22 protein-coding genes are annotated in these 25,649 nt (G+C 71.3%); 10 read left to right on the top strand and 12 right to left on the bottom strand.

Annotation, left to right across the window (positions count from 1 at the left end):
* Positions 1 to 112: 112 nt before the first annotated feature.
* The 5 genes from urtE to urtA all read right to left on the bottom strand — a co-directional run bounded on the left by urtE (position 113) and on the right by urtA (position 5,247).
* Positions 113 to 877, bottom strand: a complete 765-nt coding sequence (urtE, locus tag ACX9MN_RS20515) for an urea ABC transporter ATP-binding subunit UrtE (protein WP_489725282.1) — start codon at positions 875 to 877, stop codon at positions 113 to 115.
* A 2-nt stretch (positions 878 to 879) separates the two neighbouring features.
* Positions 880 to 1,665 carry an urea ABC transporter ATP-binding protein UrtD gene (gene urtD / locus ACX9MN_RS20510; protein ID WP_447681002.1) on the bottom strand — a complete coding sequence of 262 codons (786 nt, stop codon included), beginning with the start codon at positions 1,663 to 1,665 and terminating at the stop codon, positions 880 to 882.
* Positions 1,666 to 1,672: 7 nt separating this feature from the next.
* On the bottom strand, positions 1,673 to 2,842 hold the full coding sequence (urtC, locus tag ACX9MN_RS20505) for an urea ABC transporter permease subunit UrtC (RefSeq protein WP_091925240.1): 1,170 nt from the start codon (positions 2,840 to 2,842) through the stop codon (positions 1,673 to 1,675).
* Between the two features lie 13 nt (positions 2,843 to 2,855).
* Positions 2,856 to 3,782 (bottom strand): urea ABC transporter permease subunit UrtB, encoded by a 927-nt coding sequence (gene urtB, locus ACX9MN_RS20500; protein WP_012322399.1) that lies wholly within the window; start codon positions 3,780 to 3,782, stop codon positions 2,856 to 2,858.
* Positions 3,783 to 3,978: 196 nt separating this feature from the next.
* Entirely contained in the window at positions 3,979 to 5,247 is a 1,269-nt protein-coding gene (gene urtA / locus ACX9MN_RS20495; protein ID WP_042669481.1) for an urea ABC transporter substrate-binding protein, read from the bottom strand.
* Between the two features lie 283 nt (positions 5,248 to 5,530).
* Here urtA and ACX9MN_RS20490 point away from each other — a divergent pair, with 283 nt between their 5' ends.
* The 4 genes from ACX9MN_RS20490 to ACX9MN_RS20475 all read left to right on the top strand — a co-directional run bounded on the left by ACX9MN_RS20490 (position 5,531) and on the right by ACX9MN_RS20475 (position 10,629).
* Positions 5,531 to 8,905 (top strand): hybrid sensor histidine kinase/response regulator, encoded by a 3,375-nt coding sequence (locus tag ACX9MN_RS20490; protein WP_489725281.1) that lies wholly within the window; start codon positions 5,531 to 5,533, stop codon positions 8,903 to 8,905.
* On the top strand, positions 8,898 to 9,815 hold the full coding sequence (locus ACX9MN_RS20485; RefSeq protein ID WP_489725280.1) for a response regulator transcription factor: 918 nt from the start codon (positions 8,898 to 8,900) through the stop codon (positions 9,813 to 9,815). Before ACX9MN_RS20490 ends, ACX9MN_RS20485 begins: the two co-directional genes overlap by 8 nt.
* A gap of 146 nt (positions 9,816 to 9,961) precedes the next feature.
* A complete protein-coding gene (locus ACX9MN_RS20480; protein WP_042669484.1) occupies positions 9,962 to 10,195 on the top strand; it encodes a hypothetical protein in 234 nt (77 codons plus the stop codon).
* A 47-nt stretch (positions 10,196 to 10,242) separates the two neighbouring features.
* Complete coding sequence (locus ACX9MN_RS20475; RefSeq protein ID WP_056531876.1) at positions 10,243 to 10,629, top strand: DUF6894 family protein; 387 nt, start codon at positions 10,243 to 10,245, stop codon at positions 10,627 to 10,629.
* A gap of 6 nt (positions 10,630 to 10,635) precedes the next feature.
* Here the strand turns inward: ACX9MN_RS20475 and ACX9MN_RS20470 are convergent, their stop codons facing one another.
* On the bottom strand, positions 10,636 to 11,079 hold the full coding sequence (locus ACX9MN_RS20470; protein WP_020092959.1) for a DUF488 domain-containing protein: 444 nt from the start codon (positions 11,077 to 11,079) through the stop codon (positions 10,636 to 10,638).
* Positions 11,080 to 11,281: 202 nt separating this feature from the next.
* Here ACX9MN_RS20470 and ACX9MN_RS20465 point away from each other — a divergent pair, with 202 nt between their 5' ends.
* Together ACX9MN_RS20465 and ACX9MN_RS20460 are read left to right on the top strand one after the other, a co-directional pair.
* Positions 11,282 to 12,166, top strand: a complete 885-nt coding sequence (locus tag ACX9MN_RS20465) for a glycoside hydrolase family 25 protein (protein ID WP_489725279.1) — start codon at positions 11,282 to 11,284, stop codon at positions 12,164 to 12,166.
* Positions 12,167 to 12,300: 134 nt separating this feature from the next.
* Positions 12,301 to 13,074 (top strand): Crp/Fnr family transcriptional regulator, encoded by a 774-nt coding sequence (locus ACX9MN_RS20460; protein WP_020092957.1) that lies wholly within the window; start codon positions 12,301 to 12,303, stop codon positions 13,072 to 13,074.
* A 28-nt stretch (positions 13,075 to 13,102) separates the two neighbouring features.
* On the opposite strand, the gene ACX9MN_RS20455 is transcribed toward ACX9MN_RS20460, so the two are convergent.
* The 4 genes from ACX9MN_RS20455 to ACX9MN_RS20440 are packed head-to-tail and all read right to left on the bottom strand — an operon-like array spanning position 13,103 to position 16,372.
* Entirely contained in the window at positions 13,103 to 13,876 is a 774-nt protein-coding gene (locus tag ACX9MN_RS20455; RefSeq protein ID WP_489725278.1) for an ABC transporter ATP-binding protein, read from the bottom strand.
* Positions 13,876 to 14,928, bottom strand: coding sequence for a FecCD family ABC transporter permease (locus ACX9MN_RS20450; RefSeq protein ID WP_489725277.1), 1,053 nt, complete (start codon positions 14,926 to 14,928; stop codon positions 13,876 to 13,878). Before ACX9MN_RS20450 ends, ACX9MN_RS20455 begins: the two co-directional genes overlap by 1 nt.
* Positions 14,925 to 15,989, bottom strand: coding sequence for an iron ABC transporter substrate-binding protein (locus tag ACX9MN_RS20445; protein WP_489725276.1), 1,065 nt, complete (start codon positions 15,987 to 15,989; stop codon positions 14,925 to 14,927). The genes ACX9MN_RS20450 and ACX9MN_RS20445 overlap by 4 nt, the downstream gene beginning before the upstream one ends.
* Positions 15,989 to 16,372, bottom strand: a complete 384-nt coding sequence (locus ACX9MN_RS20440; protein ID WP_091678973.1) for a VOC family protein — start codon at positions 16,370 to 16,372, stop codon at positions 15,989 to 15,991. Before ACX9MN_RS20440 ends, ACX9MN_RS20445 begins: the two co-directional genes overlap by 1 nt.
* 230 nt (positions 16,373 to 16,602) lie before the next feature.
* Between ACX9MN_RS20440 and ACX9MN_RS20435 the strand changes: the two genes are divergently transcribed.
* Both ACX9MN_RS20435 and fabI read left to right on the top strand, forming a co-directional pair.
* Entirely contained in the window at positions 16,603 to 17,523 is a 921-nt protein-coding gene (locus ACX9MN_RS20435; protein WP_489725275.1) for a DnaJ C-terminal domain-containing protein, read from the top strand.
* 127 nt (positions 17,524 to 17,650) lie between these two features.
* Complete coding sequence (fabI, locus tag ACX9MN_RS20430; RefSeq protein ID WP_132366064.1) at positions 17,651 to 18,475, top strand: enoyl-ACP reductase FabI; 825 nt, start codon at positions 17,651 to 17,653, stop codon at positions 18,473 to 18,475.
* 55 nt (positions 18,476 to 18,530) lie between these two features.
* Here fabI and ACX9MN_RS20425 read toward each other — a convergent pair whose 3' ends face one another.
* Together ACX9MN_RS20425 and ACX9MN_RS20420 are read right to left on the bottom strand one after the other, a co-directional pair.
* Positions 18,531 to 19,685, bottom strand: a complete 1,155-nt coding sequence (locus tag ACX9MN_RS20425) for an AAA family ATPase (RefSeq protein WP_489725274.1) — start codon at positions 19,683 to 19,685, stop codon at positions 18,531 to 18,533.
* A gap of 16 nt (positions 19,686 to 19,701) precedes the next feature.
* On the bottom strand, positions 19,702 to 20,694 hold the full coding sequence (locus ACX9MN_RS20420) for a polyphosphate kinase 2 family protein (RefSeq protein ID WP_489725273.1): 993 nt from the start codon (positions 20,692 to 20,694) through the stop codon (positions 19,702 to 19,704).
* A gap of 96 nt (positions 20,695 to 20,790) precedes the next feature.
* Between ACX9MN_RS20420 and ACX9MN_RS20415 the strand changes: the two genes are divergently transcribed.
* Together ACX9MN_RS20415 and ACX9MN_RS20410 are read left to right on the top strand one after the other, a co-directional pair.
* On the top strand, positions 20,791 to 21,378 hold the full coding sequence (locus ACX9MN_RS20415; protein WP_489725272.1) for a histidine phosphatase family protein: 588 nt from the start codon (positions 20,791 to 20,793) through the stop codon (positions 21,376 to 21,378).
* Between the two features lie 111 nt (positions 21,379 to 21,489).
* A complete protein-coding gene (locus ACX9MN_RS20410) occupies positions 21,490 to 25,560 on the top strand; it encodes a Pls/PosA family non-ribosomal peptide synthetase (RefSeq protein ID WP_489725271.1) in 4,071 nt (1,356 codons plus the stop codon).
* Positions 25,561 to 25,649 lie beyond the last annotated feature (89 nt).

The raw sequence follows: 25,649 nt of genomic DNA, 5'->3' as shown, positions 1-25,649 counted from the left end.
CGTCTTCGCGAGCGCAGCGAAGCGATCCAGCGGCGCACCGTCCTGAGGCCTCGCGTTGCCCTGGGTCGCTTCGCTGCGCTCGCGATGACGGACCGCGCGGGACCGTCGGCGGCTAGACCGACAGGAACCGGGCCACCGCCGCCTCGTCGATCCCGTCGCGCGGGGCCTCGTGGACGATGGCGCCGTTCTCCAGCACGATCACCCGGTCGGCGACGTCGAGGGCGAAGCTCAGGACCTGCTCGGACACGACGATGGAGAGGCCGCGCTGATCGCGGATCTTCTTCAGCGTCCGCCCCATCTCGCGGATGATCGAGGGCTGGATGCCCTCGGTCGGCTCGTCGAGGAGCAGGACCTTCGGGCGGCTCGCCAGGGCCCGGGCGATGGCGAGCTGCTGCTGCTGCCCGCCCGAGAGGTTGCCGCCGCGCCGTCCCTTCATCTCCAGCAGCACCGGGAACATGTCGTAGAGGTCCTGCGGCACCTTGCGGGCGCCGGTGACCGTGAGACCGGTCTCGATGTTCTCCTGCACCGTCATGGTCGAGAAGATCATCCGGCCCTGCGGCACGTAGGCCAGACCCCTGGCGACCCGGGCGTGGCTCTTGAGCCCGGCGATGTCCGCGCCCTCGACCTGGATCGAGCCGGCCTTGACGGGAACGAGCCCCATCAGGGTCTTCATCAGCGTGGTCTTGCCCATGCCGTTGCGGCCCATCACGGCGACGATCTCGCCGGGCGCCACCGAGAAGGTCAGCCCGTGCAGGACCTCGCTCTGGCCGTAGGCGGCGTGCAGGTCCTCGACGGCGAGCGCCGGCGTCGCGGACGGGATCGCGGCGAGCGGGGGGGCCTGGACGGGGGCCGCGTGCGCGGTCTGGAGCGAGGCCATCGTCAATGTCCCAGATACACTTCGATGACCTTCGGGTCGTTCTTGACCCGCTCCATCGAACCCTCAGACAGCACCTTGCCCTGGTGCAGGACCGTCACCCGGTGGGCGATGTCCTCGACGAACTTCATGTCGTGCTCGATCACCAGCACCGAGCGGCCCTTGATGATCTGGTTGAGGAGCTCCGCGGTCTTGATCCGCTCGCCGACGCTCATCCCGGCCACCGGCTCGTCGAGCATCAGCAGCTCCGGGTCCTGGATCAGCAGCATGCCGATCTCCAGCCACTGCTTCTGACCGTGGCTCAGGAACTCGGCCCGCTCCCTGAGCTGGTCCTTCAGGAAGATCGTCTCGGCGATGGCGTGGATGCGGTCGCGGACCTCGGCGTCCCGCTTGAACGTCAGCGCGCCGAAGACCGAGCGGCCGCGGGGAAACGAGATCTCCAGGTTCTCGAACACCGTCAGGTCGTCGTAGATCGACGGCGTCTGGAACTTGCGGCCGACGCCGGCCTGCACGATCGCGCTCTCGGAGAGCCGGGTCAGCTCCTGGCCCTTGTACTTGATCGAGCCGGCGCTGGCCCGGGTGCGGCCGCAGATCAGGTCGAGGACCGTGGTCTTGCCGGCGCCGTTCGGGCCGATGATCACCCGGATCTCGTCCGGATCGACGTAGAACGACACGTCGTTCACCGCCTTGAACCCGTCGAACGAGACCGTGAGCGCCTCGACGGCGAGGAGGTAGTCGGGCGGGGCCGCCTCGGCGCCGACCACGGGGGAGGAGAGGATCGCGGCGTTCATGGGGGACTCACTCGGCCGGGGCGCCGTGGGGGGCGATGGCGGGCGCGGGCGCCTGCAGGCTCTTGGCGCGGCGGGTGAGGCGGGGCTCGATGTGCTCCCGCCAGATCCCCGCGAGGCCGTTCGGGAAGGCCAGCACCACGGCGATGAACAGGGCGCCGAGGCCGAACAGCCAGAGGTCCGGGAAGCTCTCCGAGAAGCTGGTCTTGGCCCAGTTGACCAAGAGCGTGCCCCAGACCGCGCCGAACAGCGACAGGCGCCCGCCGACCGCGGCGTAGATCACCATCTCGATCGAGGGGACGATGCCCACGAAGGAGGGCGACATGAACCCGACCTGCAGGGTGAACATCGCGCCGCCGATCGCCGCCAGTCCGGCGGCGAAGCAGAAGGCGAAGACCTTGAAGCCCGCCACCGAGTAGCCGGAGAACCGGACCCGGTCCTCCTTGTCGCGCATGGCGACGAGGATGCGGCCGAGCTTCGACTTCTTCACGTACTGCGCCGCCAGGATGCAGGCGAACAGCAGGCCGCCGTTGACGAAGTACAGGATGAACTTCGCCGAGTCGGTGCGGATGTCCCAGCCGTGGAGGGTGCGCAGGTCGGTGATGCCGTTGATGCCGCCGGTGTAGCCCTGCTGGCCGACGATCAGGATGGTCAGGATCGCGGCGATCGCCTGGGTGATGATGGCGAAGTAGGTGCCGCCGACCCGGCGCTTGAACATCGCGAAGGAGATCAGCATCGCGAACAGGACCGGGACGGCGACCGCCAGGATCAGCGTCAGCGGCAGGCTCTTGAACGGCTGCCAGAACCAGGGGAGGGCGGTGATCTGGTTCCAGTCCATGAAGTCCGGGATGCCGGGAGTCGACTGGATTTTCGTATTCTCGATGCTCGAAGCTTCGAGCTTCAAGTACATCGCCATGCAGTAGCCGCCGAGGCCGAAGAACACGCCCTGGCCGAGGGAGAGGATGCCCGCGTAGCCCCAGCAGATCACCAGCCCGAGGGCGACGAAGGCGTAGGTGAGGTACTTGCCGACGAGGTTGAGGCGGAAGCTGTCGAGCACCAGCGGCAGGACGACCAGGATCACCCCGGCCAGGAGGAGCAGGCTCAGCCACTCCACCGGCTTCATGAACGGGTTGTCGTTGACGGTGACGGATTTGGTGAGAGTCTGGACCGGGTTCGTCATCGGGAAAACATCCTCAGCGCCGGACCTTGAGGGTGAAGAGGCCCTGCGGCCTCAGCATCAGGATGCCGACCACCGCGAGCAGGGTGATGACCTTGGCCATCGAGCCGGAGAGGAAGAACTCCAGGGTCGACTGCGTCTGGGAGATCGAGAAGGCCGACGCGATGGTGCCGAGCAGGCTCGCGGCCCCGCCGAACACGACGATCAGGAAGGTGTCGACGATGTAGAGCTGGCCCGAGGTCGGCCCGGTCGAGCCGATCATCGTGAAGGCCGAGCCGGCGATGCCCGCGATGCCGCAGCCGAGGCCGAACGTGTAGCGATCGACCTTCTCGGTATCGATGCCGACCGCCCCCGCCATGGCGCGGTTCGACATCACGGCGCGGACCTGCTGGCCGAAGCGCGACCGGAAGATCAGCAGCGCGACGCTGACGGTGATCAGGATGGTGACGGCCATGACGAACAGGCCGTTGATCGGGATCTCGATCGTGTCGGTGACCTGCACCGAGCCGATCAGCCAGGACGGCAATTCGACGCCGACCTCGCGGGCGCCGAAGATCGACCGGTAGGCCTGCTGGAGGATCAGCGACAGGCCCCAGGTGGCGAGCAGCGTGTCGAGCGGGCGCTTGTAGAGGAACCGGATCAGGCCCCATTCCACCAGCATGCCCAGAGCCCCGGAGGCGAGGAACGCCAAGCCCATCGCGATGAAGAAGTAGATCGGGAACAGCGCCGGGAGGTAGGTCTGGAAGAACGTCGAGCAGAGATAGGTGACGTAGGCGCCGAGGATCATGAACTCCCCGTGGGCCATGTTGATCACGCCCATCTGGCCGAAGATGATCGCGAGTCCCAGCGCCATCAGCAGGTAGACGGAGAACAGGATCAGGCCGGCGAAGCCCTGCATGGCGAAGATCGCGCCGAGGTCGCCGAGGGAGTAGTCGCCGAGCATGGTTTCGGTCTTCCGCAAAAGGAGTGCGTCTTCTGCCGACTCGTCACGGCCTCCGGGCGAACCGGGCCGTCTTTGCGAGCGGAGCGAAGCAATCCAGGGACGCGCTTCGTGCCGGAAAGTCTCGCTGCCCTGGGTCGCTTCGCTGCGCTCGCGATGACGCTGGGGAGGGGCTAATTTGCCCCTCCGAACGAGGTGACTACTGGTAGCCCTTCGGGAACGGATCGGGCTTGATCAGCTCGGGGCTGGTGTAGACGATCTCGAACTGGCCGTCGGGCTTGGCCCGGCCGACCCGGGTCTTCGACCAGAGGTGGTGGTTCTCGTCGATCTTCACGTAGCCTTCCGGCGCGCCCTTGAACTCGATCCCGGGCGAGGCCGCCACCACCTTGTCGACGTCGAACGAGCCGGCCTTCTCGCAGGCCATCTTCCACAGGAACGGGCCGAGATAGGCCGCCTGCGTCACGTCGCCGATGACCGTCTTCTCGCCCCACATCTTCTTGAACGCGGCCACGAACGCCTTGTTGTTCTCGTTCTGGATCGACTCGAAGTACTTCATGCAGGCGTAGGCCCCGGCGATGTTCTCGCCGCCAATGCCGTCGATCTCGTCCTCGGTGACCGAGATCGTCATCAGCACCTGCTTCGACAGGTCGATGCCCGCCGCCTTGAGCTGCTTGTAGAACGCCACGTTCGAGCCGCCGACCACGTCGGCGAAGATCACCTTCGGCTTGGTGAGCTTGATCTTGTTGATGACCGAGTTGAACTGCGTGTGGCCGAGGGGGAAGTACTCCTCGCCGACGACCTTGCCCTTGAGCACGTTCTCCACGTGCTTGCGGGCGATCTTGTTGGAGGTGCGCGGCCAGATGTAGTCGGAGCCGATGAAGTAGAAGCTGTCGCCGCCCTTCTCCTTGTGGACCCAGTCGAGGCCGGCGAGGATCTGCTGCGTGGCCTCCTGGCCGGTGTAGAAGACGTTCTTCGACTGCTCCAGGCCCTCGTAGAAGGTCGGGTAGTACAGCAGGCCGTTGTACTGCTCGAAGACCGGCAGCACCGCCTTTCGCGAGGCCGAGGTCCAGCAGCCCATCACGGCGGCGCAGTGGTCGTTGACGAGGAGCTTCTTGGCCTTCTCGGCGAAGGTCGGCCAGTCGGAGGCGCCGTCCTCCTGGATGATCTTGATCTTGCGGCCGAGCACGCCGCCGGCGTCGTTGATCTGCTGGATCGCCAGCTTCTCTGCTTCCTGCGCGCCCGTCTCCGAGATCGCCATCGTGCCGGTGACCGAGTGCAGGATGCCGACCGTCACCTCGCTGTCGGTCACCGCGAGGCCCGTGGTGTTGACCGCCGCGGTCGGCGGCGCCGCCCAGGCGGTGCGCGGCAACAGCGCCAGCGCCGGGGCGCCGGCCAATCCCATGAGCAGCCTGCGCCGCAGCGGGGAGCGCAAGCCGTGATCGGCGCCGGTCTCGGTGTCGTCTGCCATGTGCCTGACCCTGTTCGCGTCCGGGCCTTGAGAGGCGGCCCGGATCGACGAGCGCAGGCTAGGTCCTGGGTTGCAGTGCGGCCTATACGCGATTTTGCGTATGGCCGTGGTCTTGCATGCGCCGCACCATCGCGGCGGAATACTTTGAGGTCGGGGTGGCTGAGAGCGCGAATAGTGGGAGCACCGCTCCGGTGCCCGGTCTTTCGCGCGCGCGCGCGTCGCGCGGTCGCCCGTGCGCGACGCTGCCCGGGCACGACGGGCTGATCGTCCCGGCCGGGGCCCGATGAGCGGTCCGCAGCGCATCATCCCCATCCGCCGGGACTACAACCGCTTCGTCGCCGACGAGACGCTGGAGGATTACGCCCTCCGCTTCACCGCCAAGAAGGCGCGGCGCTGGTCGAGCCTCGAGGTGGCGCAGACGGCCCTCGGCTCGATCTCTTTCCTCGCGCTGGAGGCGATCGGCGGGACGCTGGCGCTCACAGCGGGATTTCCCAACACGGTGGCGGCCGTGCTGGTCGTCGGCCTGATCATCTTCGCCACGGCGGCGCCGATCACGGTCTACGCCGCCCGCTACGGCGTCGACATGGACCTGCTCACCCGAGGCGCCGGCTTCGGCTATCTCGGCTCGACCGTCACCTCGCTGATCTACGCGAGCTTCACCTTCCTGTTCTTCGCCATCGAGGCGGCGATCATGGCGCTGGCGCTGCAGCTCTGCTTCGGGCTGCCGCTCGGCGTCGGCTACCTGCTCTGCGCCGGGGCGGTGATTCCCCTCGTCGTCTACGGGATCCGGCTGATCAGCCGGTTCCAGATCTGGACGCAGCCGATCTGGATCGGGTTGAGCCTGCTGCCGCTGATCTTCGTGGCGGCGCAGGGCGCGGGGCCGCTGCGGGCGCTCGCCGGCTACCCGGGCCTCGACGGCGCCGGGGGCGGCTTCGACCTCGCGCGCTTCGGTCTCGCCACCGGGGTCCTGCTGGCGCTGCTCGCCCAGGTCGGCGAGCAAGTCGACTTCCTGCGCTTCGTGCCGGAGCCGCGGGGCCCGCGCGACCGCCGCTGGTGGCTCGCCGTCCTCTCGGGCGGCGCTGGCTGGATCCTGCCCGGGATGCTGAAGATCCTGCTCGGCGCCGCGCTGGCGGTCCTTGCGCTGGGGCACGGCGTCCCCGCCGAGCACGCCGCCGAGCCGACCCGCATGTACGCGGTGGCCTTCGGCTACCTGACGGGGGAGGGGAGCCGGGCGGCGCTGCTGCTCACCGGGCTGTTCGTCCTCGTGTCGCAGCTCAAGATCAACCTGACCAACGCCTATGCCGGCTCGATCGCGTGGTCGAACTTCTTCTCGCGCCTGACCCACAGCCATCCGGGACGGGTGGTCTGGCTCGTGTTCAACGTCGCCATCGCGGTGCTCCTGATGGAGCTCGGCATCGACAAGACCATCGAGAGCACCCTGCCGCTCTACGCCTCCGTGGTCTCGGCCTGGGTCGGCGCGCTCGCCGCCGACCTCGCGGTCAACAAGCCGCTCGGACTCTCGCCCCCGGGCATCGAGTTCAAGCGCGCCCATCTCTACGCGGTGAATCCCGTGGGGACCGGCGCCATGGCGCTATCCCTCGCGGCCGGGGGCGCGGCCTATGTCGGCTGGCTCGGCGCGACCCTGCAGCCCTTCGCGCCGTTGCTGACCCTGGCGATCGCGTTCTGCGCCGCGCCGGCGATCGCCTGGGCGACGGCGGGGCGCTGGTATCTGGCGCGGGTCCCGAAGCGGGATTGGGGCGCGGCCGAGGTGGTCTGCCGGGTCTGCGAATTGCCCTTCGAGGGCGAGGACATGGCCCATTGCCCGGCCTACGACGCCCCGATCTGTTCCCTCTGCTGCTCGCTCGACGCCCGCTGCGGTGACCTCTGCAAGCCCCACGGGCGCCTGGAGGTGCAGGCGCAGGCCGCCGTCGCGCGGATCCTGCCGGGCCGCACCGCTGCCTGGATCGGCGCGCCACTGGGCCGCTACCTCGCGGTGATGCTGACGCTCTGCGCGGTGATCGGTCTGATCCTCGGCATCGTGCACGCGGGCGCGACGATCGCCCACCCGGAGAATCGCGAGTTCCTGCGCACGGCGCTGACCAGCGTGTTCTTCACCCTGGTGGTGATCCTCGGCGTCGTGGCGTGGCTCTTCGTGCTCGCCCAGGAGAGCCGGCGCGTCGCTCAGGCCGAGACGATGCGCCAGACCGCGCTCTACCAGGCCGAGATCGCCGCCCATAAGATCACCGACGCCAAGCTGCAGGAGGCCAAGGAGCGGGCCGAGGCCGCCAACCAGGCCAAGAGCCGCTACGTGGTCGGGATCAGCCACGAGCTGCGAACGCCGCTCTCAACGGTGCTCGGCTACGCCCAGCTCCTCGAATCCGACCCCGCGATCCCGGCGCACCGCGTCAACGGCCTGCGGGTGATCCGGCGCAGTGCCCAGCACCTGTCGGGCCTGATCGACGGCCTCCTCGACATCTCGCGCATGGAGGCCGGGCGCCTCCAGATCCACCGCGACGAGGTCCGGCTGACCGACTTCCTCGACCAGCTGGTCGACATGGTCCGCCTCCAGGCGCGGGAGGCCGGACTGGAGTTCCGGTTCTCAAGGCCCGAGATCCTGCCGGCGGTGGTCGCCACCGACGAGAAGCGCCTGCGACAGGTGCTGCTCAATCTCCTGTCGAACGCCATCAAGTTCACGGAAGCCGGCACCGTCTCGCTGGACCTCAGCTACCGGAGCCAGATCGCGGTGTTCACGATCCGCGATACCGGGCCGGGCATCCCGGAGGCGGACCTCGCGCGGATCTTCGAGCCGTTCGAGCGCGGCTCGACCCCGGCCGCCCGCAGCACGCCGGGGACCGGGCTCGGGCTCACCATCGCCAACCTGCTGGCGCAGCTCCTGGGCGGCGAGATCACCGTGACCGCTGCCCCCGGCGGCGGCACGCAGGCGCGGCTGCGCCTGATGCTGGCCTCCGTGGCCCAGCCCGCGCCGATCGCCCCGGCCGCGCCGGTCGCACCCCCGGAGCGGGCCTACGCGGGCGCGCGCCGCACCGTTCTGGTCGCCGACGACGACAGCGCTCACCGCGCGTTAATGCGGGCGATCCTGGAGCCGCAGGGCATCTCCGTGCGGGAGGCCGGCTCCGGATCCGAGTGCCTCGCGACGGTCGCGCAAGGCGGCGTCGACCTCGTCCTCCTCGACATCGCGATGCCCGGGATGAGCGGCTGGGCGGCGGCGGCGGCCCTGCGGCAGGCCGGGCATACCGGCCCGATCGCCATGATGTCTGCCAACGTCCACGAGATCAGCCCGACCCGGGGCGACGACGCCCCGCACGACGCGATCTTCGCCAAGCCCTTCGACCTGCGCGACGTGATGGAGCGGATCGGCAAGCTCCTGCACCTCGAATGGACCGAGGGCGCCGCGCCGGGGCGGTCCGGGGCGGCCGCGGCCACGGCGGACGTCCCGGGGCCGGGGCCCGAGCCTGTCGGCGAGCTCCTGCGCCTCGGCCGGATCGGGCATATCCGCGCCATCGAGGCCAAGCTGACCCAGATGGAGCAGGACCCGACCGTGCCGCCCGCTTTCGTCGCCCGGATGCGCGGGCTCGTCGAGGGATACGACCTTCGCCGCTACCTCGCGGTCCTGCAGGAACTCGCCCGACATGACTGAGGCGCCGAAGGTCCAGCCGCACCGGGACATCGTCCTGGTGATCGACGATTCGCCCGACACGCTGAGCTTCCTCACCGAGGCGATCGAGCGGTCCGGCGCCACCGTGCTGGTCGCGGTCGGCGGCGACCTCGCCCTAACCCTGGTGGACGAGATCACCCCCGACGTGATCCTCCTCGACGCGGTGATGCCGGGCCTCGACGGGTTCGAGACCTGCCGGCGGCTCAAGGCCAAGCCGCAGCTCGCCGGCGTTCCGGTGATCTTCATGACCGGGCTGAGCGAGACCGAGCACATCGTGAAGGGGCTCTCCGCCGGCGGGATCGACTACGTCACGAAGCCCATCGCCCCCGACGAGATCCTGGCCCGGATCCGCGTGCATCTCGCGAGCGCCCGCGCCGCGCAGAGCGCCCGGACCGCCCTCGACACGGCCGGGCGGACCCTGTTCGCGGTCGCCGAGGACGGCACGATCCTGTGGTCGACCCCGCAGGCCGGACGCCTGCTCGCCGGGCTCGGCGCGGTACCCTCCGGCGCCCCCGCGCTGCCCGCCGGCGCCCGCGAGTGGCTGCGCGGTTGCCTCGCCGGCGCCGCCCAGCCCCTCGCGCTGACCGATCGCGACGGCGTCGCCTACGCCCTGACCTTCATCGGCCGCACCCCGGACGAGATCCTGCTCCGCCTGTCGCGCGACTCGCTGTCGGCCGGGGTCGAGCGGCTGCGGGTGCGCCTGCCGGTCACCGGGCGCGAGGCGGAGGTCCTCCTCTGGCTGTCCCGGGGCAAGTCGAGCCGCGACATCGGCGAGATCCTCGGGCTCAGCCACCGGACCGTGACGAAGCACCTCGAGAGCATCTACGCGAAGCTCGGCGTGGAGAACCGCACGGCCGCCTCGATCATCGCGGCGCGGCACCTGCAGGATTGAGCCCGCGCGGAAGCCGGTCGGCAGGGTTGCGCCGGCCGCGGATCCCCAAGCTTGTCCACAGGCGTCGATCCCCGGCGAAACGCCTTGGTAAGCCCCGCCGCCCCACGGTCCCGGCTCAGCCCGACAAGCCGAGTCCGGATGCGATGATGACCAGCCAGCAGCTCGCCGACGAACTGAAGCGGATCGCCACCACCCAGGTCAGCGACATCACGCGGGCAGTGAAGGAAGGCCAGAAGTCGATCGCCCTCAACGAGGTGCGGGACATGGCGCGGCGCCTCGGCCTGCTCGCGGACGCCTTCGATCCGAAATCCGCGGCCGAGAGATCCGAGGCCGACGGCGCGAGCGTCGCCGAAGCGGTCGACGACGCCCAGGCCGCCTGACACCCGTTGCCGGCGGCGCCCCGCCGGTCCCCTCCCAGGAGCGCTCCATGGTCCGCGCGCACTTCACCATCCGCCTCGGCAACGCCTCGCTCCCGGCCTCGGCGGCCCAGTGGGTCGAGGATGTCGAGGCCGCCCGGTCGACCGCGCGCACGATCGTGCAGGGGCTGATGCGTCAGCACGGCGGCGACCCGCGCCTCATGGAGGCCGCGATGGTGATCACCGACGACGACGGCGCCGTGCTGCTCGAGATGTCCTTCTTCGACACGCTGTACCTGCCGGTCGAGCCGGTGCCCGACGCCGACCGGCGCCGGCCACGCGCGCCCCGCGGGGCCGCGCCGCGGGGACTGACGGCCGCCCTCGGCCCGGTCCGGCGCCTCGCCGGCGCGCTGGGCATGCGCGCGCAGCCGCAGCCGCGACCGCTGCCCGGGCGCTGAGACGCTTCAGCCGTAGAGATCGCTGACCACGAAGCCCCGCGGGGCGAGGCGCTCGGCCAGCACGCGCCGGTGGCAGCCGGCCGGATCGCGCTCGAAGCAGAGCAGGCAGATCGGCGACGCCTCGGCGAGCGCGGCGAGTTCGTCGAGCGCCGCGATCCCGGCAGCGGTGTCCAGCACTTCCTCGCAGTAGATCCGGCGCATCAGCGCCGCGTCCCCGGCCCGCGCCGCCTGCCGGCCGGATTTCGGGGTGCCGAGGCTGCGCAGATGCGCGTAGCCGAGCCCGGCCTCGCGCAGGGAGGTGCCGAGCGCGCCCTTCGAGAAGCCGCGCTTGCGCGAGTTCGCCACCGCCCGGACATCCGCCAGCACCGCGACCCCGGCCGAGCGCAGGACGCCGACGAGGCGCTCCGAGTCGAGGCCTTCGTAGCCTATGGTAAAGAGTTGCTTACTCACGGTGCCCCGTCCGGACTCGCGTTGCGGGACCGCGACTTAGCCGTATGCGGCCCTGTGAACCAGCCGGGGATCGACGCCGTATGTCGCGGGGATGCAACGCGTCCCGGAATTCCGCCGCAATGATCGCAAAGCTCCGTTAACCGCGCCAGGGCCATCGAATACGCCTGTCTGTGGCGCATCTTCGGTGGCGGGCTAAACACTGATGTCGCGGATCTACACGCCTTCGCGGTCACCGATCGACGCTCTCGCTCGGGGCCTGATCAGTCGCCTCAAGCCGGCCCGGCGTCTCGCCGGGCGCTTCGCCGCCGCCGCGATCCTGGCCGGCCTCGCCGCCTGCGCGTCGAACAACGACTTCTATCCGACGAAGGGCGACGCCAAGCCCCATCCGGGCGTGGCCAAGGCCAAGCTTCACCCGATCCAGGGCATCGATATCTCGAAGTGGCAGGGCAACGTCGACTGGGCCTCGGTCCGCGCCGCCGGCACCCAGTTCGCCTTCATCAAGGCCACCGAGGGCGGCGACCACGTCGACGAGCGCTTCCGGACCAACTGGGACGGCGCGGCCCGGGCCGGCGTGCCGCGCGGGGCCTACCACTTCGTGTTCTGGTGCCGCTCCGCCCGGGAGCAGATGGACTGGTTCAAGAAGAACGTCCCCAACGACCCCACCGCCCTGCCGCCGGTCCTCGACGTCGAGTGGAACGGCCACTCGCAGACCTGCCCGAAGAAGCTGCCCAAGGCCCAGGCCCTGGCGATGGTCACCGAGATGCTGGAGGAGATGGAGCGCTACACCGGCAAGCGCCCGATCATCTACACCGACATCACGTTCCACAAGGACGTCTTGGAGGGCGAGCTCCCCGATTACCCGCACTGGCTGCGCTCCACCGCGGCCGAGCCGGAGCAGCGCTTCGTCAACCGCAAGTGGATGCTGTGGCAGTTCACGTCCACGGGCCGGGTTCCGGGCGTGCGCGGCGACGTCGACCGCAACGCCTTCTACGGCACCCCGTCCGAATGGGCCTCGTTCCTGACGACCGACTGCGACCCGCGCGAGCACAAGCGGCTCTCCGAGCAGGGGCTCTGCACGGACAAGTAGATGAAAGGCGTCGGCGAAACCTAGGTTAGTTCAAGGACGTAGAGTGCGGGGTATGGCTGACGGGCCCGCGCACCGGCGGGCGAGCCCGAGAGGATCCTGACGGGAGACTCTCCTCCCGCACCTCTCCGTCCCCCATGCCGATCGACTCTGCCGCCTCCACCGGCAACCTGCTCCTCGACGCGCTGCCGGGTTCGGATCGCGCCCTGATCGCCCCCCACCTGGAGCCGGTGACCTTCGCCAAGGGGGATACGGCGCTGGCGGCGGGCGCCGCGGCGAGCCACGTCATCTTCCCCCGCGACCAGACCGTCGTGGCGCTGATCGTCGCCACGCGGGACGGCCGGACGGCCGAGATCGCGAGCGTCGGGCACGAGGGCGCGATCGGCGGGATCATCGGCGAGGGGCGGCTGCCGCCCGCGGTCAGCGGGCTGGCGCAGATCGGCGGCGCGGCATTGCGCCTCGACGCGGCGCGGCTCCGGCAGGCAGAGCTCGAGTCATCGACGCTCCGCGACCTGTTCGCGCGCTACGCCGACTGCTTCCTGGCTCAGCTGTTCCAGATCGCGGCCTGCAACGCCCTGCACCCGATCGAGCAGCGCTGCCTGCGCTGGCTGCTGTCGCTGCAGGACCGGACGGGCGGCGACACCCTCCCGATCACGCACGAGGTCCTGGCCTCCATGCTGGGGGTCCAGCGGACCTACCTCACGCGGATCCTGCGGGTGCTGCAGGAGCAGGGCCTCATCCGGGTCGGCCGCGGGCGCATCACGATCCTCGACCGCCGGGCGGTCTCGAACGCCGCCTGCGAGTGCCACGCCCGCGTGCGGATGCAGTGCGAGGCGGTGCTCGGCGCGGTTTTCCGGGCCGAGGAGCCCCGCCGGACCGAGCCGGTCGAGACGCTGTCGCGCGCCGGGTGAGGGACCGGCCCGCGATCCGTCGACCACGTCAGGCAACGACCGGCACGCAGACCGGCGCCGCGAGGCCCGGCACCGGCGCCACCACCACGTCGATCCCGTAGATCAGGCGCAGCAGCTCCGGCGTGACCGTCGCGGCGGCGGGCCCGTCGGCGACGAGGCGGCCCGCGTGCAGGGCGATGAGGCGGTCGGCGCAGAGCAGGGCGTGCCCGGGATCGTGCGTCGAGAACAGCACGGCGATGCCGGCCTGGGCGAGGCGGCGGACCTGCCCGAGGACGCGGGCCTGGTTGCCGAAATCGAGGCTCGCGGTCGGCTCGTCCATGACGAGGAGCCGCGGCTCGCCGCTGAGCGCCCGTGCGATCAGCGCGAGCTGGCGCTCGCCGCCGCTGATCTCGGTGTAGACCTGATCGGCGAGATGCCCGATCCCGAGCGCGGCCAGCGCCCGCTCGGCGGCCGCGACGTCCGACGGCCCGGGGGCGGCGAACGGGCCGAGCCGGCTCGCCCGGCCCATCACGACGACCTCGCGCACCGTGAACGGGAAGTACGCCGCGTGCGCCTGCGGCACGGCGGCGATGGTGCGGGCGACGGCTTTCCGCGACAGGCGCGACAGGTCGGTGCCGTCGAGGAGCACCCGCCCGGCGCGGGCGGGCAGCAGGCCGAGCAGCGTCTGGAACAGCGTGGTCTTGCCGCCGCCGTTCGGCCCGACGAGGCACAGCACCTCGCCGGCGGCGAGGTCGAACGACACGTCGTGGCCGACGATCCGGCTGCCGTAGCCGAAGGCGAGGTCCCGGACCCGGAGCAGCATCAGCTGAAGCCCCGGCGCCCGGACGCCAGCAGCCAGAGGAAGAACGACGCCCCGACAAGGGCTGTCAGGATGCCGAGGGGTACCTCGACGGTGCCGAGATTGCGGGCGATCAGGTCGACCAGCACGAGGTAGCCCGCCCCGAGGACAAGCGAGGCGGGCAGCAGGCGGCGGTAATCCGGCCCGACCAGCAGCCGGGCGACGTGCGGCACGATCAGCCCGATCCAGCCGATGACCCCGGTCATCGCCACGGCCGCCGCCGTGATCAGGGTCGCGCCGGCGATCAGGACGGGGCGCAGCACCCGCGTCTCCACGCCGAGGGCCCGCGCCTCCGCGTCGCCGAGGCTCATCAGGTTCATGCGCCAGCGCAGCAGCACCAGCGGCACGAGGCCGAGAAGCAGCATCGGCAGGGTGGCGGCGACGTCGCCGAGGGTGACCGAGGACAGGCTGCCGAGGAGCCAGAAGGTGATCGCCGGCAGCTGGTTGTAGGGATCGGCCAGCACCTTGAGGAGCGAGATGCCCGCCCCGAGCACCGCGCCCACCGCGACCCCGGCGAGGACCAGCGTCAGGACCGGGTCGTGCCGCCGCACGGCGAGGCCGACGCCGTACACCGCCGCGACGGCGCCGAGCCCGCCCAGGAAGGCCAGGGCCTGGATCGGCGCCACCGGCAGGCCGAGATAGATCCCCAGGACGGCGCCGAGCCCGGCGCCGGCCGAGACGCCGAGGATGTCGGGCGAGACCAGCGGGTTGCGGAACAGGCCCTGGTAGGTCGCCCCCGCGGCCGACAGGGCCGCGCCGACGACCAGCGCGGCGATCACCCTGGGCAGGCGCACCTGCATCACGACCGTCTCCGCCGTTGCCGGAACCCGGAGGGGCAGCCCGAGCAAGCGGTGGCCGAGGATCGCGGCGAGGTCGGCGGGCGCGACCGGGTACTTGCCGACCGCCAGCGCCACGGCGGTCAGCGCCAGCAGGGCGAGACCGGCCAGCAGCGCCGCGGGCAGGCGGAGGCGGCTGCGCGCCCGGATCGTCTCGGCGGCGGCCGGGACGCGACTCACCGCGCCGGGCCCGGGGGGCCGCCCGGCGGCGTCGGGCCGAGGAGGGCGTCGGCCTGACCGGCATCGAGGTCGACATGGTAGAAGCGGCCGTAGAAGGCGCGCACCACCTCGGGCATCGGCTGCGGGAACAGGTCCGGATGAAGCCGGGCCGCCAGCCAGCGCAGGCCGATCAGCCGGTTGACCCCCGGCGGGGCGTCGAACCACGGGAAAGGCTGGAGCGGCGCCACGTAGACCCGCCCGGTCTGCACGGCCCGGACGTCCCGCCACAGCGGGTCGGCGCGCAGCCCGGCCGCGAAGGCCGGGTCGAGGGTGACGATCACGTCGGGGTTCCAGGCGAGCACCTGCTCGGGCGAGACGTTGCCGAGGCGGCCGCCCCCGTCCTGCGCGACGTTGCGGCCTCCGGCGGCCTCGACCAGCTCGGTGTTGATCGAGCCGGCGAACCCCGTCTCCAGCCCGCGCGGCCCGCGCGCGTAGTAGACCCGCGGCCGCTTGTCCTCCGGGACCGTCGCGACGGCGCGGTCCACCGTGTCGGCGAGGCTCTGGGCCTCCGCCGCCAGGGCGTCCGCGTCGGACTGACGGCCCAGGGCCGCGCCCAGCTGCCGATACGCCTCCGGTGTCTTCGCGAAGCTGCCGTCGAGCAGGATGTAGGGGATCCCGGTCTGGGCCTGGACCCGGTCGGCGAGCGACGCGTAGGTCGGCCCGAGGCTGCCCGAATCCACGATCAGATCCGGCTTGGCGGCCAGAACCGCCTCGACGTTCGCCGTGCCGCCGCGCCCGGTCAGGCGGCCGCAGGCGGGGAGGGCCCGGGTCCGGGGCGCGAGGAAGGGCAGCGCCTCGGGATGCGGGGCGCTCACCCAGCCGGCCATGAGGTCGGGCGCCAGCGTGTAGAGCAGCACCGCGGCCGGCGGTCCCGCGGCGAGCACCCGCCCGACCCGTTCGGGGAGTTCGACCGTGCGGCCGGCCGCGTCCGTGAACGGGCGCGCCGCCGCCCCGCCGGACGCCGCCAGCAGCAGGATCAGCGCCGCGGTGAGGGCGCGGCGGCGCGCGGGTCGCGGCGCCATCAGGCGGATTTCCGCTCCAGGATCTCGATCAGCGCCCCGTCGGGGCCCTCCACGAAGGCGATCCGCAGGCCGGGGCCGCGCTCCGTGATGCCGGTCCGCACGGGCACGCCCCGGGCGGTGAGATCGGCCATCGCGGCCTCGATGTCGGCGACGCGCAGCCCGAAATGCTCGATTCCGAGGCAGGGCGTGGCGGTCGCCGGCGCGATCTCGTCCGGGGCCTGCTCGATGAAGACGGCGAGGCCGCCGAGGTCGAGCACGACGCGCTGCACCGGGTCCGCGCCGACGCGCTTCACCTCCCGGGCCCCGAAGGTGTCGACGTAGAAGGAGGCGGCCGCGACGGCGTCGCGGCTGCGCAGGTGGAGGTGGTCGCAGGCGTAGTGCATCGGCTCTCCGGTTTCAGGTGATCCAGACGGGCGCGGCCCCCGGCCCGGAGGCGCCGTTCCGCGCCGTGTCCGACGATAGGGCCGGCGCGGAGCCGCGGCGAGATCGGCCGCTTGACGTTCGCCACGAACCCGCAGACTTTCCCCGCCAGAACCGTTGCAGGGATGCAACATCCATCCCACATCCCGGTTGCGAACCCACATCGCAAGCCAACCGCACAGCCAAGAGATCCATGCGCAATCCCTACGACGTGCTGGGCGTGGCCAAGGGGGCGAGCGAGGCCGAGATCAAGAAGGCCTATCGCAAGCTCGCCAAGGACTTCCACCCCGATCGCAACAAGAACGACGCCAAGGCCAAGGACCGGTTCGCCGAGGCGAATTCGGCCTACGAGATCCTGGGCGATTCCGAGAAGCGCAAGCAGTTCGACCGCGGCGAGATCGACGCCGAGGGCAAGCCGCGCGCGACCGGCTTCGAGGGGTTCGGCGGCTTCGGCGGCGGGCGCGGGGGCAATTTCGATTTCGAGAACATGGCGCGCGCGCAGCGCGGCGGCGGTGGCGGGATGGGCGAGGATATCTTCTCGCACATTTTTGGGGAGGCCTTCCGCGCCGGCGGGGCCGGTCCGGGCGGCCAGCGTCAAGCGGCCAGGGGCGAGGACGTCGCCGCGGAATTGCTGGTGACGCTGGAGCAGGTCGCCAGCGAGGAGAAGCTGCGCCTCGCCCTGCCCACGGGCCGCGAGGTCGACGTCGTGATTCCCCGCGGCGTTGTCGACGGCCAGACCATCCGACTGCGCGGCCTCGGCCAGAGTGGCGGCCTCCGGGCCGAGCCGGGCGACGCTCTCCTCACCATCCGGATCCGGCTGCACCCGCGCTTCACCGTCGAGGGGGCCGACCTGCGCACCAGCGTCGACGTCCCGCTGGAGGATGCCGTGCTCGGCGGCACGATCCGCGTGCCGACGCTCACCGGCGCCGTCGAGATGAAGATCCCGGCGATGACGAGTTCCGGCCGCACCTTCCGCCTGCGCGGCAAGGGGCTTCCGAAGAAGGACGGCACCCGCGGCGACCTGTTCGCCACGACGGCGATCGTCCTGCCGGAGGGCGAGGACGCGGCACTGACCGAATTCGCCCGCGGCCGCCGGGCGGCCAACGCGGCCTGACGCGCCGGCGTAGCCACCGGGGCGCGCATGAAGGCGCTCGGCGGCGTCCCGGACTTCCGTCGCCGGGCCGCCTCCGCTAAGGAGGCCCCCCGGCCCCGAGAGGGGTCGCGCGGCTTCGGGATCGATCATGGCGGAACACGGGCAGGGCCTTCTGGCGGGCAAGCGGGGCATCGTCCTCGGGGTCGCCAACAACCGCTCGATCGCCTGGGGCATCGCCCGCAGCGCCCGCGCCCACGGGGCCGAACTGGCGTTCACCTACCAGGGCGACGCCCTGCGCAAGCGCGTCGAGCCCCTGGCCAAGGAACTCGACGCCCACGTGATCGGGCACTGCGACGTCACCGAGTCAGCCACGATCGACGCGGTCTTCGCGGAGGCCGCCAGGGTCTTCCCGGACGGCATCGACTTCGTCGTCCACTGCGTCGCCTTCTCCGACAAGGACGAACTGACCGGACGCTACATCGAGACCTCCGAGGACAATTTCACCAAGTCGCTCCTGGTCTCCTGCTACTCGTTCACCGCCGTGGCCCAGCGCGCCGAGAAGATCATGCGCCCGGGCGGCTCGCTGGTGACGCTGACCTATTACGGCGCCGAGAAGTGGATGCCCCACTACAACGTAATGGGCGTCGCCAAGGCGGCCCTAGAGGCGTCGGTGCGCTACCTCGCGGCCGATCTCGGCCCGAAGAACATCCGGGTCAACGCCATCTCGGCCGGCCCGATCAAGACCCTCGCGGCGTCCGGGATCGGCGATTTCCGCTACATCCTGAAGTGGAACGAGTACAACGCGCCCCTGCGTCGGACCGTGACGATCGGGGAGGTCGGGGAGACCGCGTCCTACCTCGTCTCCGACATGGCGGCCGGCATGACCGGCGAGATCCTCCACGTGGATGCCGGCTACCACGTCGTCGGCATGAAGAATCCCGAGGCACCGGATCTCACCCTCGACAAGGACTGAGGCGGGTCGGTCGTCGCGGCGGCCCGGACCCGAGGCGTGAGCGGCCCGGTGTGGCTCACGCGTCTTCCGCCTCGTCGAACTCCCCCGAGAGCGTGAGCCCGTCGATCCAGGTCTCGCCGTCGCGCTTGATGACGGTGCGCGGCCGGACCTTCCCGTGCTCCGCGATGCCGACCGCCAGCCGCTCCGAGTGCGTGACGAGCCAGACCTGCGTGCGCTCCGCGGCCCGCGCGATCAGCCGCGCCAGCGGATCCATGAGATCGGGATGCAGGCTGGTTTCGGGCTCGTTCAGCGCGATGAACGGCGGCAGCCGGTAGCCGAGCAGCGCGCCGGCCAGGGCGAGGTAGCGCAGGGTGCCGTCCGACAGTTCCGGCGGATCGAAGGTCCGGCCCGGGAAGTCGGGGAAGCGCAGGCCGAAGCGCGCGTGACGGCCCGGCTCCGGCAGCACGAGCGCCGCGCCCGGGAAGGCGCCGTCGACGGCCTCGTCGATCTCGGTCGTGTCCTCCCGGATATGCGCCAGGGTGGCGAAGACGGCGGCGAGGTCCGCGCCGTCGGACGCGAGGGTCGGCGTCGTCACCGCGAGGCAGGGCCGGCGCAGGGGCGACTCGGCATCCGTCCGGAAATCGTGGTGGAAGCGCCACCCCGCCAGAGCGAGGCGGACCACGGCGATCTCGGGATGGCCGGTGGCGTCGAGGAGGCTGCCGAGGGCGGTCTCGGTCGGCAGCAGGTCACCGCCGAGGGTGCGCTTGCGGCCCTCCGCGTCCCGGAAGAAGCCGCTCCGCCCGTCGCGATCGAGGATCACGGCCGCGCGGCCGCGGGTGCGGACCGTCAGGCGCTCGGCCTTGACCTGCGGCTCCTTCCGGAAGGCGGCACCGAAGGTCGTCCCGCCGACCTGCTGCACCAGCCCGATCTCGACGGCGTAGACGAATTCCTGCCCGATCGTGTCGTGGCGCAGGGTGGCCGACAGGCGGATCCGCGCCGCCTCGCCCTGCCGCCGGCGGCCGGCCCAGAGGGCGGAGTCCATGCCGCCCTCGGCGGCGAGGTCGCGGGTGAGGGTGCCCCGGGCGGCGGCCTGCAGCAACTCCAAAGACCGGTAGAGGTTGGTCTTGCCGGTGCCGTTGCCGCCGACGAAGACCGACAGCGCGTCGACCGGGAAGCCGATCCGCCGCAGCGAGCGGTAGCCCGAGATCGCGACCTCTCGAACCACCAGCATCCCGGATTCTCCCGCGTCAGTCGGGGACCGTCAGATCCGCGATGCCTTTGGCGGCCTCGGGGAATCGCGGGTCCATGGCCTCCAGCGTATCCGCCACGGTCCGGGCAATCACGTAGTTGCGGAACCACTTGTGGTTGGCCGGCACCACCAGCCAGGGCGCCTCGGGCGTCGAGCAGCGGCCGAGGGCGTCCGCGAAGGCCTGCTGGTAGGCGTCCCAGGATTTCCGCTCGACCAAGTCGGCCGGGTCGAACTTCCAGTGCTTCTCGGGGTCGGCGATCCGGGCCTCCAGGCGTCGCTTCTGCTCCGCCTTGGAGATGTGCAGGAAGAACTTCACGACCGTCGTGCCCGACTCGGTGAGCAGGCGCTCGAAATCGTTGATCCGGCCGTAGCGGCTCTGCCAGACCGCGTCCGGCACGAGGCCTTTCACCCGCACGACGAGCACGTCCTCGTAATGGCTGCGGTTGAACACACCGATCATGCCGCGCCCCGGCACCCGGGCGTGGTAGCGCCACAGGAAGTCGTGATCGAGCTCCTCGCTCGAGGGCACCTTGAACGAGGCCACCGCGCAGCCCTGGGGGTTCACCCCCTTGAGCACCGACCGGATCGTGCCGTCCTTGCCGCCCGTGTCGATCGCCTGGAACACCAGCAGGAGGCTCCGGGCGCGCTCCGCGTAGAGGCGCTCCTGGAGGGCGACGATGCGCGCCCGCTCCTGGGCGAGGGCGTCCTTGGCCCAGTCCTTCTCGAGGCCGCCGACGTCGTCGGGATCGACCGTGCCGAGATCGAAGGGCGCCCCCGGTTCGACCGCCACGATGCCGGGCGCCGGGCGGATCGGTACCGGCCCGTGCCGGCCGAGCGCCGCCGGGACGGATTCGGCCACGCTGTCGACGCTGCCGGCCCAGCGGGCCATCGACGGGCGGTGATCCACGGTGGCGCCATGCAGATCAGCCTCACCTGTCATGCCGTCACCGCGTTTGTGGCCGCGATGATGCTTGCCGTGCTTCTTGGACATGGGGCAGGACCTAGTTCCGGATATTGCCGACCGCCGGCGAGAACGGCCGGTAGTCCACGCTGTTCCGGACGCCTGTGCAGGACGGGGTTGAGACGGTTGGGTACGATCTACTTCATCCGGCACGGCCAGACCGCCTGGAACGCCGAGGGGCGCCTCCAGGGCGGGCGCGACACCGACCTCAATACCCAGGGGGAGGCACAGGCTGCGGCCGTGGCGGAGCGCCTCGTTGCCGCGGCGGGGCCGGCCCTGGCAGAGGCCGATTTCGTCGCGAGCCCACTCAAGCGCACCCGGCGCACCATGGAGATCCTGCGGGGCGCCCTCGGCCTGCCGCCCGAGGCGTACCGCGTCGACCCGCGCCTGCGGGAGATCGGTTTCGGCAGCTGGGAAGGCTCCACCTGGGCGGAGATCCGCCGCCGCGACCCGGCCGGGGCCGCCGGCCGCGACCGGGACCGCTGGCACTACCGCCCGCCCGGCCTCGGCGCGGAGAGCTATGCCGGCCTCGTCGAGCGCGTCGGGCCGATGATCGCGGGGCTGGAGCGGGACACGGTCATCGTCGCCCATGGCGGCGTCGCGCGGGCCGCCCTGGTCGCCCTCGGCCACCTCGACGTCTACGCGGCGCCCCGCCTGGGCATCCGCCAGGGCGAGGTCCTGATCCTCGAGCCCGGTGGCTGGCGCTGGGCTTGATCCCGTGCGCCGGCGCAGTGCAAAGCCGCCTCGATAACGGCATGATCGGCAGGCTATAGGGCGGCGGCCAGGACAGGCGCCGGCCCGAGCGGTCGGCCAGCGGAGCAGCGGATGAGCGACGTCGCCGAGAAGACCCGGCCCGGACCGACGGCCGGGGAGCCCGCGCCTCTCGGAGCCGCGGCGGCGATCCTGCGCGGCGACCACCGGCCCGACCTCATCCGCGACGAGGTCCTGGCCGAGATCTTCCTGCACGCGGCCGAGACCCGGCCCGATCATCCCTGCCTGGTCGACGGCGCCGGCGTCGGCGCCGGGGGCGTCCACCCGCACCTGACCTACGCGGAGGTCGCCGCCCGGGCCGGCCGGATCGCCGCCGGCCTCGCCCATCGCGGCATCGGGCCGGGTGACATCGTCGGCCTGTGGATGGCCCGTGGCCCGGACCTCCTCGTGGCGCAGATCGGCATCACGATGGCGGGCGCGGCCTGGCTGCCCTTCGACGCCGAGGCGCCGGCGGACCGGGTGGGCGTGTGCCTCGCCGACGCGGGCGCGAAGGCGCTGCTGGTCTCCCCGGCGCTCGCCGCGGCGGCGCCCGACGCCGCCCCGGCCCTGACGCCCGCCGATCTCGACTCCGGGACGCCCGCCGGCGCGCCGCTGCCCGATCCGCGCGCGGCCGGGCTGACACCCGAGCACCCCGCCTACCTGATCTACACCTCGGGCTCGACCGGCGTCCCCAAGGGCATCGTCATCAGCCACGCCAACATCTGCCACTTCCTGCGGTCCGGGAACGCCCTCTACGGGATGCGCGCCGACGACGTTGTCTTCCAGGGCGCCTCGGTGGCCTTCGATCTCTCGATGGAGGAGATCTGGGTGCCGTATCTCGTGGGCGCGACCCTGTTCGTGGCGAGCCCCGCCATGATGGGCGACCTGGAATCGCTCCCCGGCATCCTGGAGGCCGAGGGGATCACGGTGCTCGACACTGTCCCGACGCTCCTGGCGATGATCTCCGGCGACCTGCCGCGGGTGCGCCTCGTCCTGCTCGGCGGCGAGGCGCTGCCCGAGCCGCTGATCGCCCGCTGGGCTACCGGCGGCCGCCAGCTGTTCAACACCTACGGCCCGACGGAGGCCACCGTGGTGGCCACCGCGGCCGAGATGCGGCCCGGCGAGCCGGTGACGATCGGCGGCCCGATCCCGAACTACTCCGTCTACGTCGCCGGCGAGGACCTTTCCCTGCTCGGCCGAGACCAGCAGGGCGAGCTGCTGATCGGCGGTCCCGGCGTGGCGCGGGGCTACCTCGCCCGTCCCGAGCTGACGGCGGAGAAGTTCATCGCCAACCCGTTCGCGTCGGACGGGACCGACCCGGTGCTCTACCGCTCGGGCGACGCGGTCTCCCTCGATGCCGCCGGCCGGATCGTGTTCCACGGCCGGATCGACGACCAGGTGAAGATCCGCGGCTTCCGCGTGGAACTCGGCGAGATCGAGTCCCGGATCCGAGCGGTGCCCGACGTCAACCAGGCCGCCGTCGTGCTGCGCAACGACGACGGCGTCGACCGCCTCGTCGCCTTCCTGATCCCGGAGCGCGGCCGGTCCATCGACGCCGCCGCCCTCCGCCGGACCCTCGCCGGGCAGATGCCGCCCTACATGGTGCCCGGCCATTTCGAGGTGGCCGAGACTCTGCCCCGGCTCACGTCCGGCAAGGTCGACCGCAAGGCGCTCAAGGTCGCCCCACTCACGGTGGTCGCCGCCGACGGCGAGCAGGAGCCGCCCGCCAACGAGACCGAGGCGGCCCTGGTCGCCGCGGCCAAGCAGATCTTCGGCAACCAGCCGATCGCCCTCGAGGGCGACTTCTTCGCCGATCTCGGCGGCCATTCGCTGCTCGCCGCGCGCTTCGTCTCGGCGGTGCGCGAGAACCCACCGCTGGCCGGGATCACGCTGCCGGACGTCTACGCCCTGCGCACCGTGCGGGCGATGGCCGACGCGCTCATCGCCCGCACGGGCGGCATGGGCGCCGGGGCCGCGACCCGCGACCTGAGCTTCGCGCCGCCGCCGCTGCTGCGCAGGGCGCTGTGCGGCCTCGGGCAGCTCGTCGCGCTGCCCTTCGTGATCGCGCTGGCCACCGCGCAGTGGCTCGGCATGTTCGTGACCTACCTGCTGCTCACCGGCGGAGGCCTGAGCTTCTTCGCCGAACTCGGCGTGCTGCTCCTCGTCTACGTGGCGATCAACGGCGTGACCGCGGTCGCGGCGGTCGCCGGCAAGTGGCTGATCCTCGGCCGGACCAGGCCGGGCCGGTACCCGCTCTGGGGCACCTACTATTATCGCTGGTGGCTCGCGCAGCGGCTGGCGCCCCTCGTCCACGTGAAGTGGCTCCAGGGCTCGCCCGCGATCGCCGTCTACCTCCGGCTGATGGGTGCGAAGGTCGGACGCGACACGCTCATCTCCGACATCGAGATCGGCGCGGCCGACCTCCTGACCATCGGGGACGGCGCGTCCCTGGGCGGCCGCCTCGTCATCGCCAACGCGGAGATCGTCGGCAACGAGCTGGTCATCGGCAGGGTCGAGATCGGCGCGGACGCGGCGGTGGGCACCTCCTGCGTGATCAGCCACGACGCGGTGATCGGGCCGCAGGCGGAGATCGCCGACCTCACCACGATCCCCACGGGCTCGCGGGTGGGCGCGGCCGAGCGGTGGGACGGCTCGCCCGGCCGCAAGGTCGGGATGGCCGACCCCGCGGAGCTGCCCGAACCCGCCGAGGCTTCCTTCGCGCGCCGCGCGGCGTTCATGGCGGCCTACGTGGTGCTGCTCGGCGCGATCCCCGCGGTGGGTCTGCTGCCGATCTTCCCGGCCTTCTTCATCTTCGACCAGATCTCGGACTCGCTCTCCGACATCACCGACATCGACTACCACTGGTACCTGCCGATCCTCACCTGGCCGACCGCCATGCTGATGACCGCCGGCACGGTGCTGCTGATCGCCGGCATCCGCTGGGTGGTGCTGCCGCGGACCCGCTCCGGCACCTACTCGGTCCACTCGCTGTTCTACCTGCGGAAATGGTCGCTGGCGCTCGCCGTCGAGGTCACCCTGGAGACGCTCTCGTCGCTGTTCGCGACCGTCTACATGCGGGCCTGGTACCGGCTGATGGGCGCCAATATGGGCCACGGCGCCGAGATCTCGACCAACCTCGCGGGCCGCTACGACCTCGCCGAGGTCGGCGCGAAGAACTTCATCGCCGACGAGGTGGTGTACGGCGAGGAGGAGATCCGGCGCGGCTGGATGCACCTGGAGCCGGTGCGCACCGGCGCCCGGGTCTTCGTCGGCAACGACGCCGTGGTGCCGCCCGGCGCCGTCATCCCCGACGACGTTCTCATCGGCATCAAGTCGAAGCCGCCCGAGAACGCCGCGATGAGCCCCGGCGAGACGTGGTTCGGCTCGCCGCCGATCCGGCTGCCGGCCCGCCAGAAGGTCGATCTCGGCTCGACCGCCCAGACCTACGAGCCCGGCGCGTGGCCGAAGATCCGGCGCGGCGTCTTCGAGGCCTTCGCGACCTCGTTCTCGCCGATGCTCTACATCACCCTCGCGATCACGGTGATCGACTGGTACTTTTACCCGGCCATCCTGGAGCAGGACTGGTCGGGGCTCGCCTACAGCTTCGTCGTGGCGAGCGTCGCTATCGCGCTGATCCAGTCCTCGGCGGTCATCGCGATGAAGTGGCTGCTGATGGGCGTCTACAAGCCCGGCATGCAGCCGATGTGGTCGTGGTGGGCGATGCGCACTGAGGCGATCGCGGTGGCCTACTGGGGGCTCGCCGGCAAGGTGCTGCTCGAGCACCTCCAGGGCACGCCCTTCCTGCCCTGGGTGCTCCGGCTGTTCGGCGTGAAGGTCGGCAAGGGCGTCTGCATGCTCACCACCGACATCACCGAGTTCGACTGCGTCACCATCGGCGACTACGCCACCATCAACCGCGTCTCGGCACTGCAGACGCACCTCTACGAGGACCGGATCATGAAGATCGGCCGCGTCGTCGTCGGGCGCGGTGTCTCGGTGGGTGCGTTCTCGACCGTGCTCTACGACACCAAGGTGGGCGATTTCGCCCGGCTGCGCCCGCTCACCATCGTCATGAAGGGCGAGTCGATCCCCGCCAACACCGAGTGGGAGGGCGCGCCCGCGGTCCCGGTGATCCACCGCGCCTGACGGGCGGGCCGCACCGCGCGTTCCGGCCCCGGCGTTCCGGGGCCGTGCGGGGGCGGGCCCGCGCCGAGGTCAGAGTCGGCAACTCTGCG

The sequence above is a fragment of the Methylobacterium sp. 1A genome, from assembly GCF_058072805.1.
Note: the sequence above shows the minus strand (reverse complement) of the source record. Positions and strands in the feature narration are given on the sequence as shown.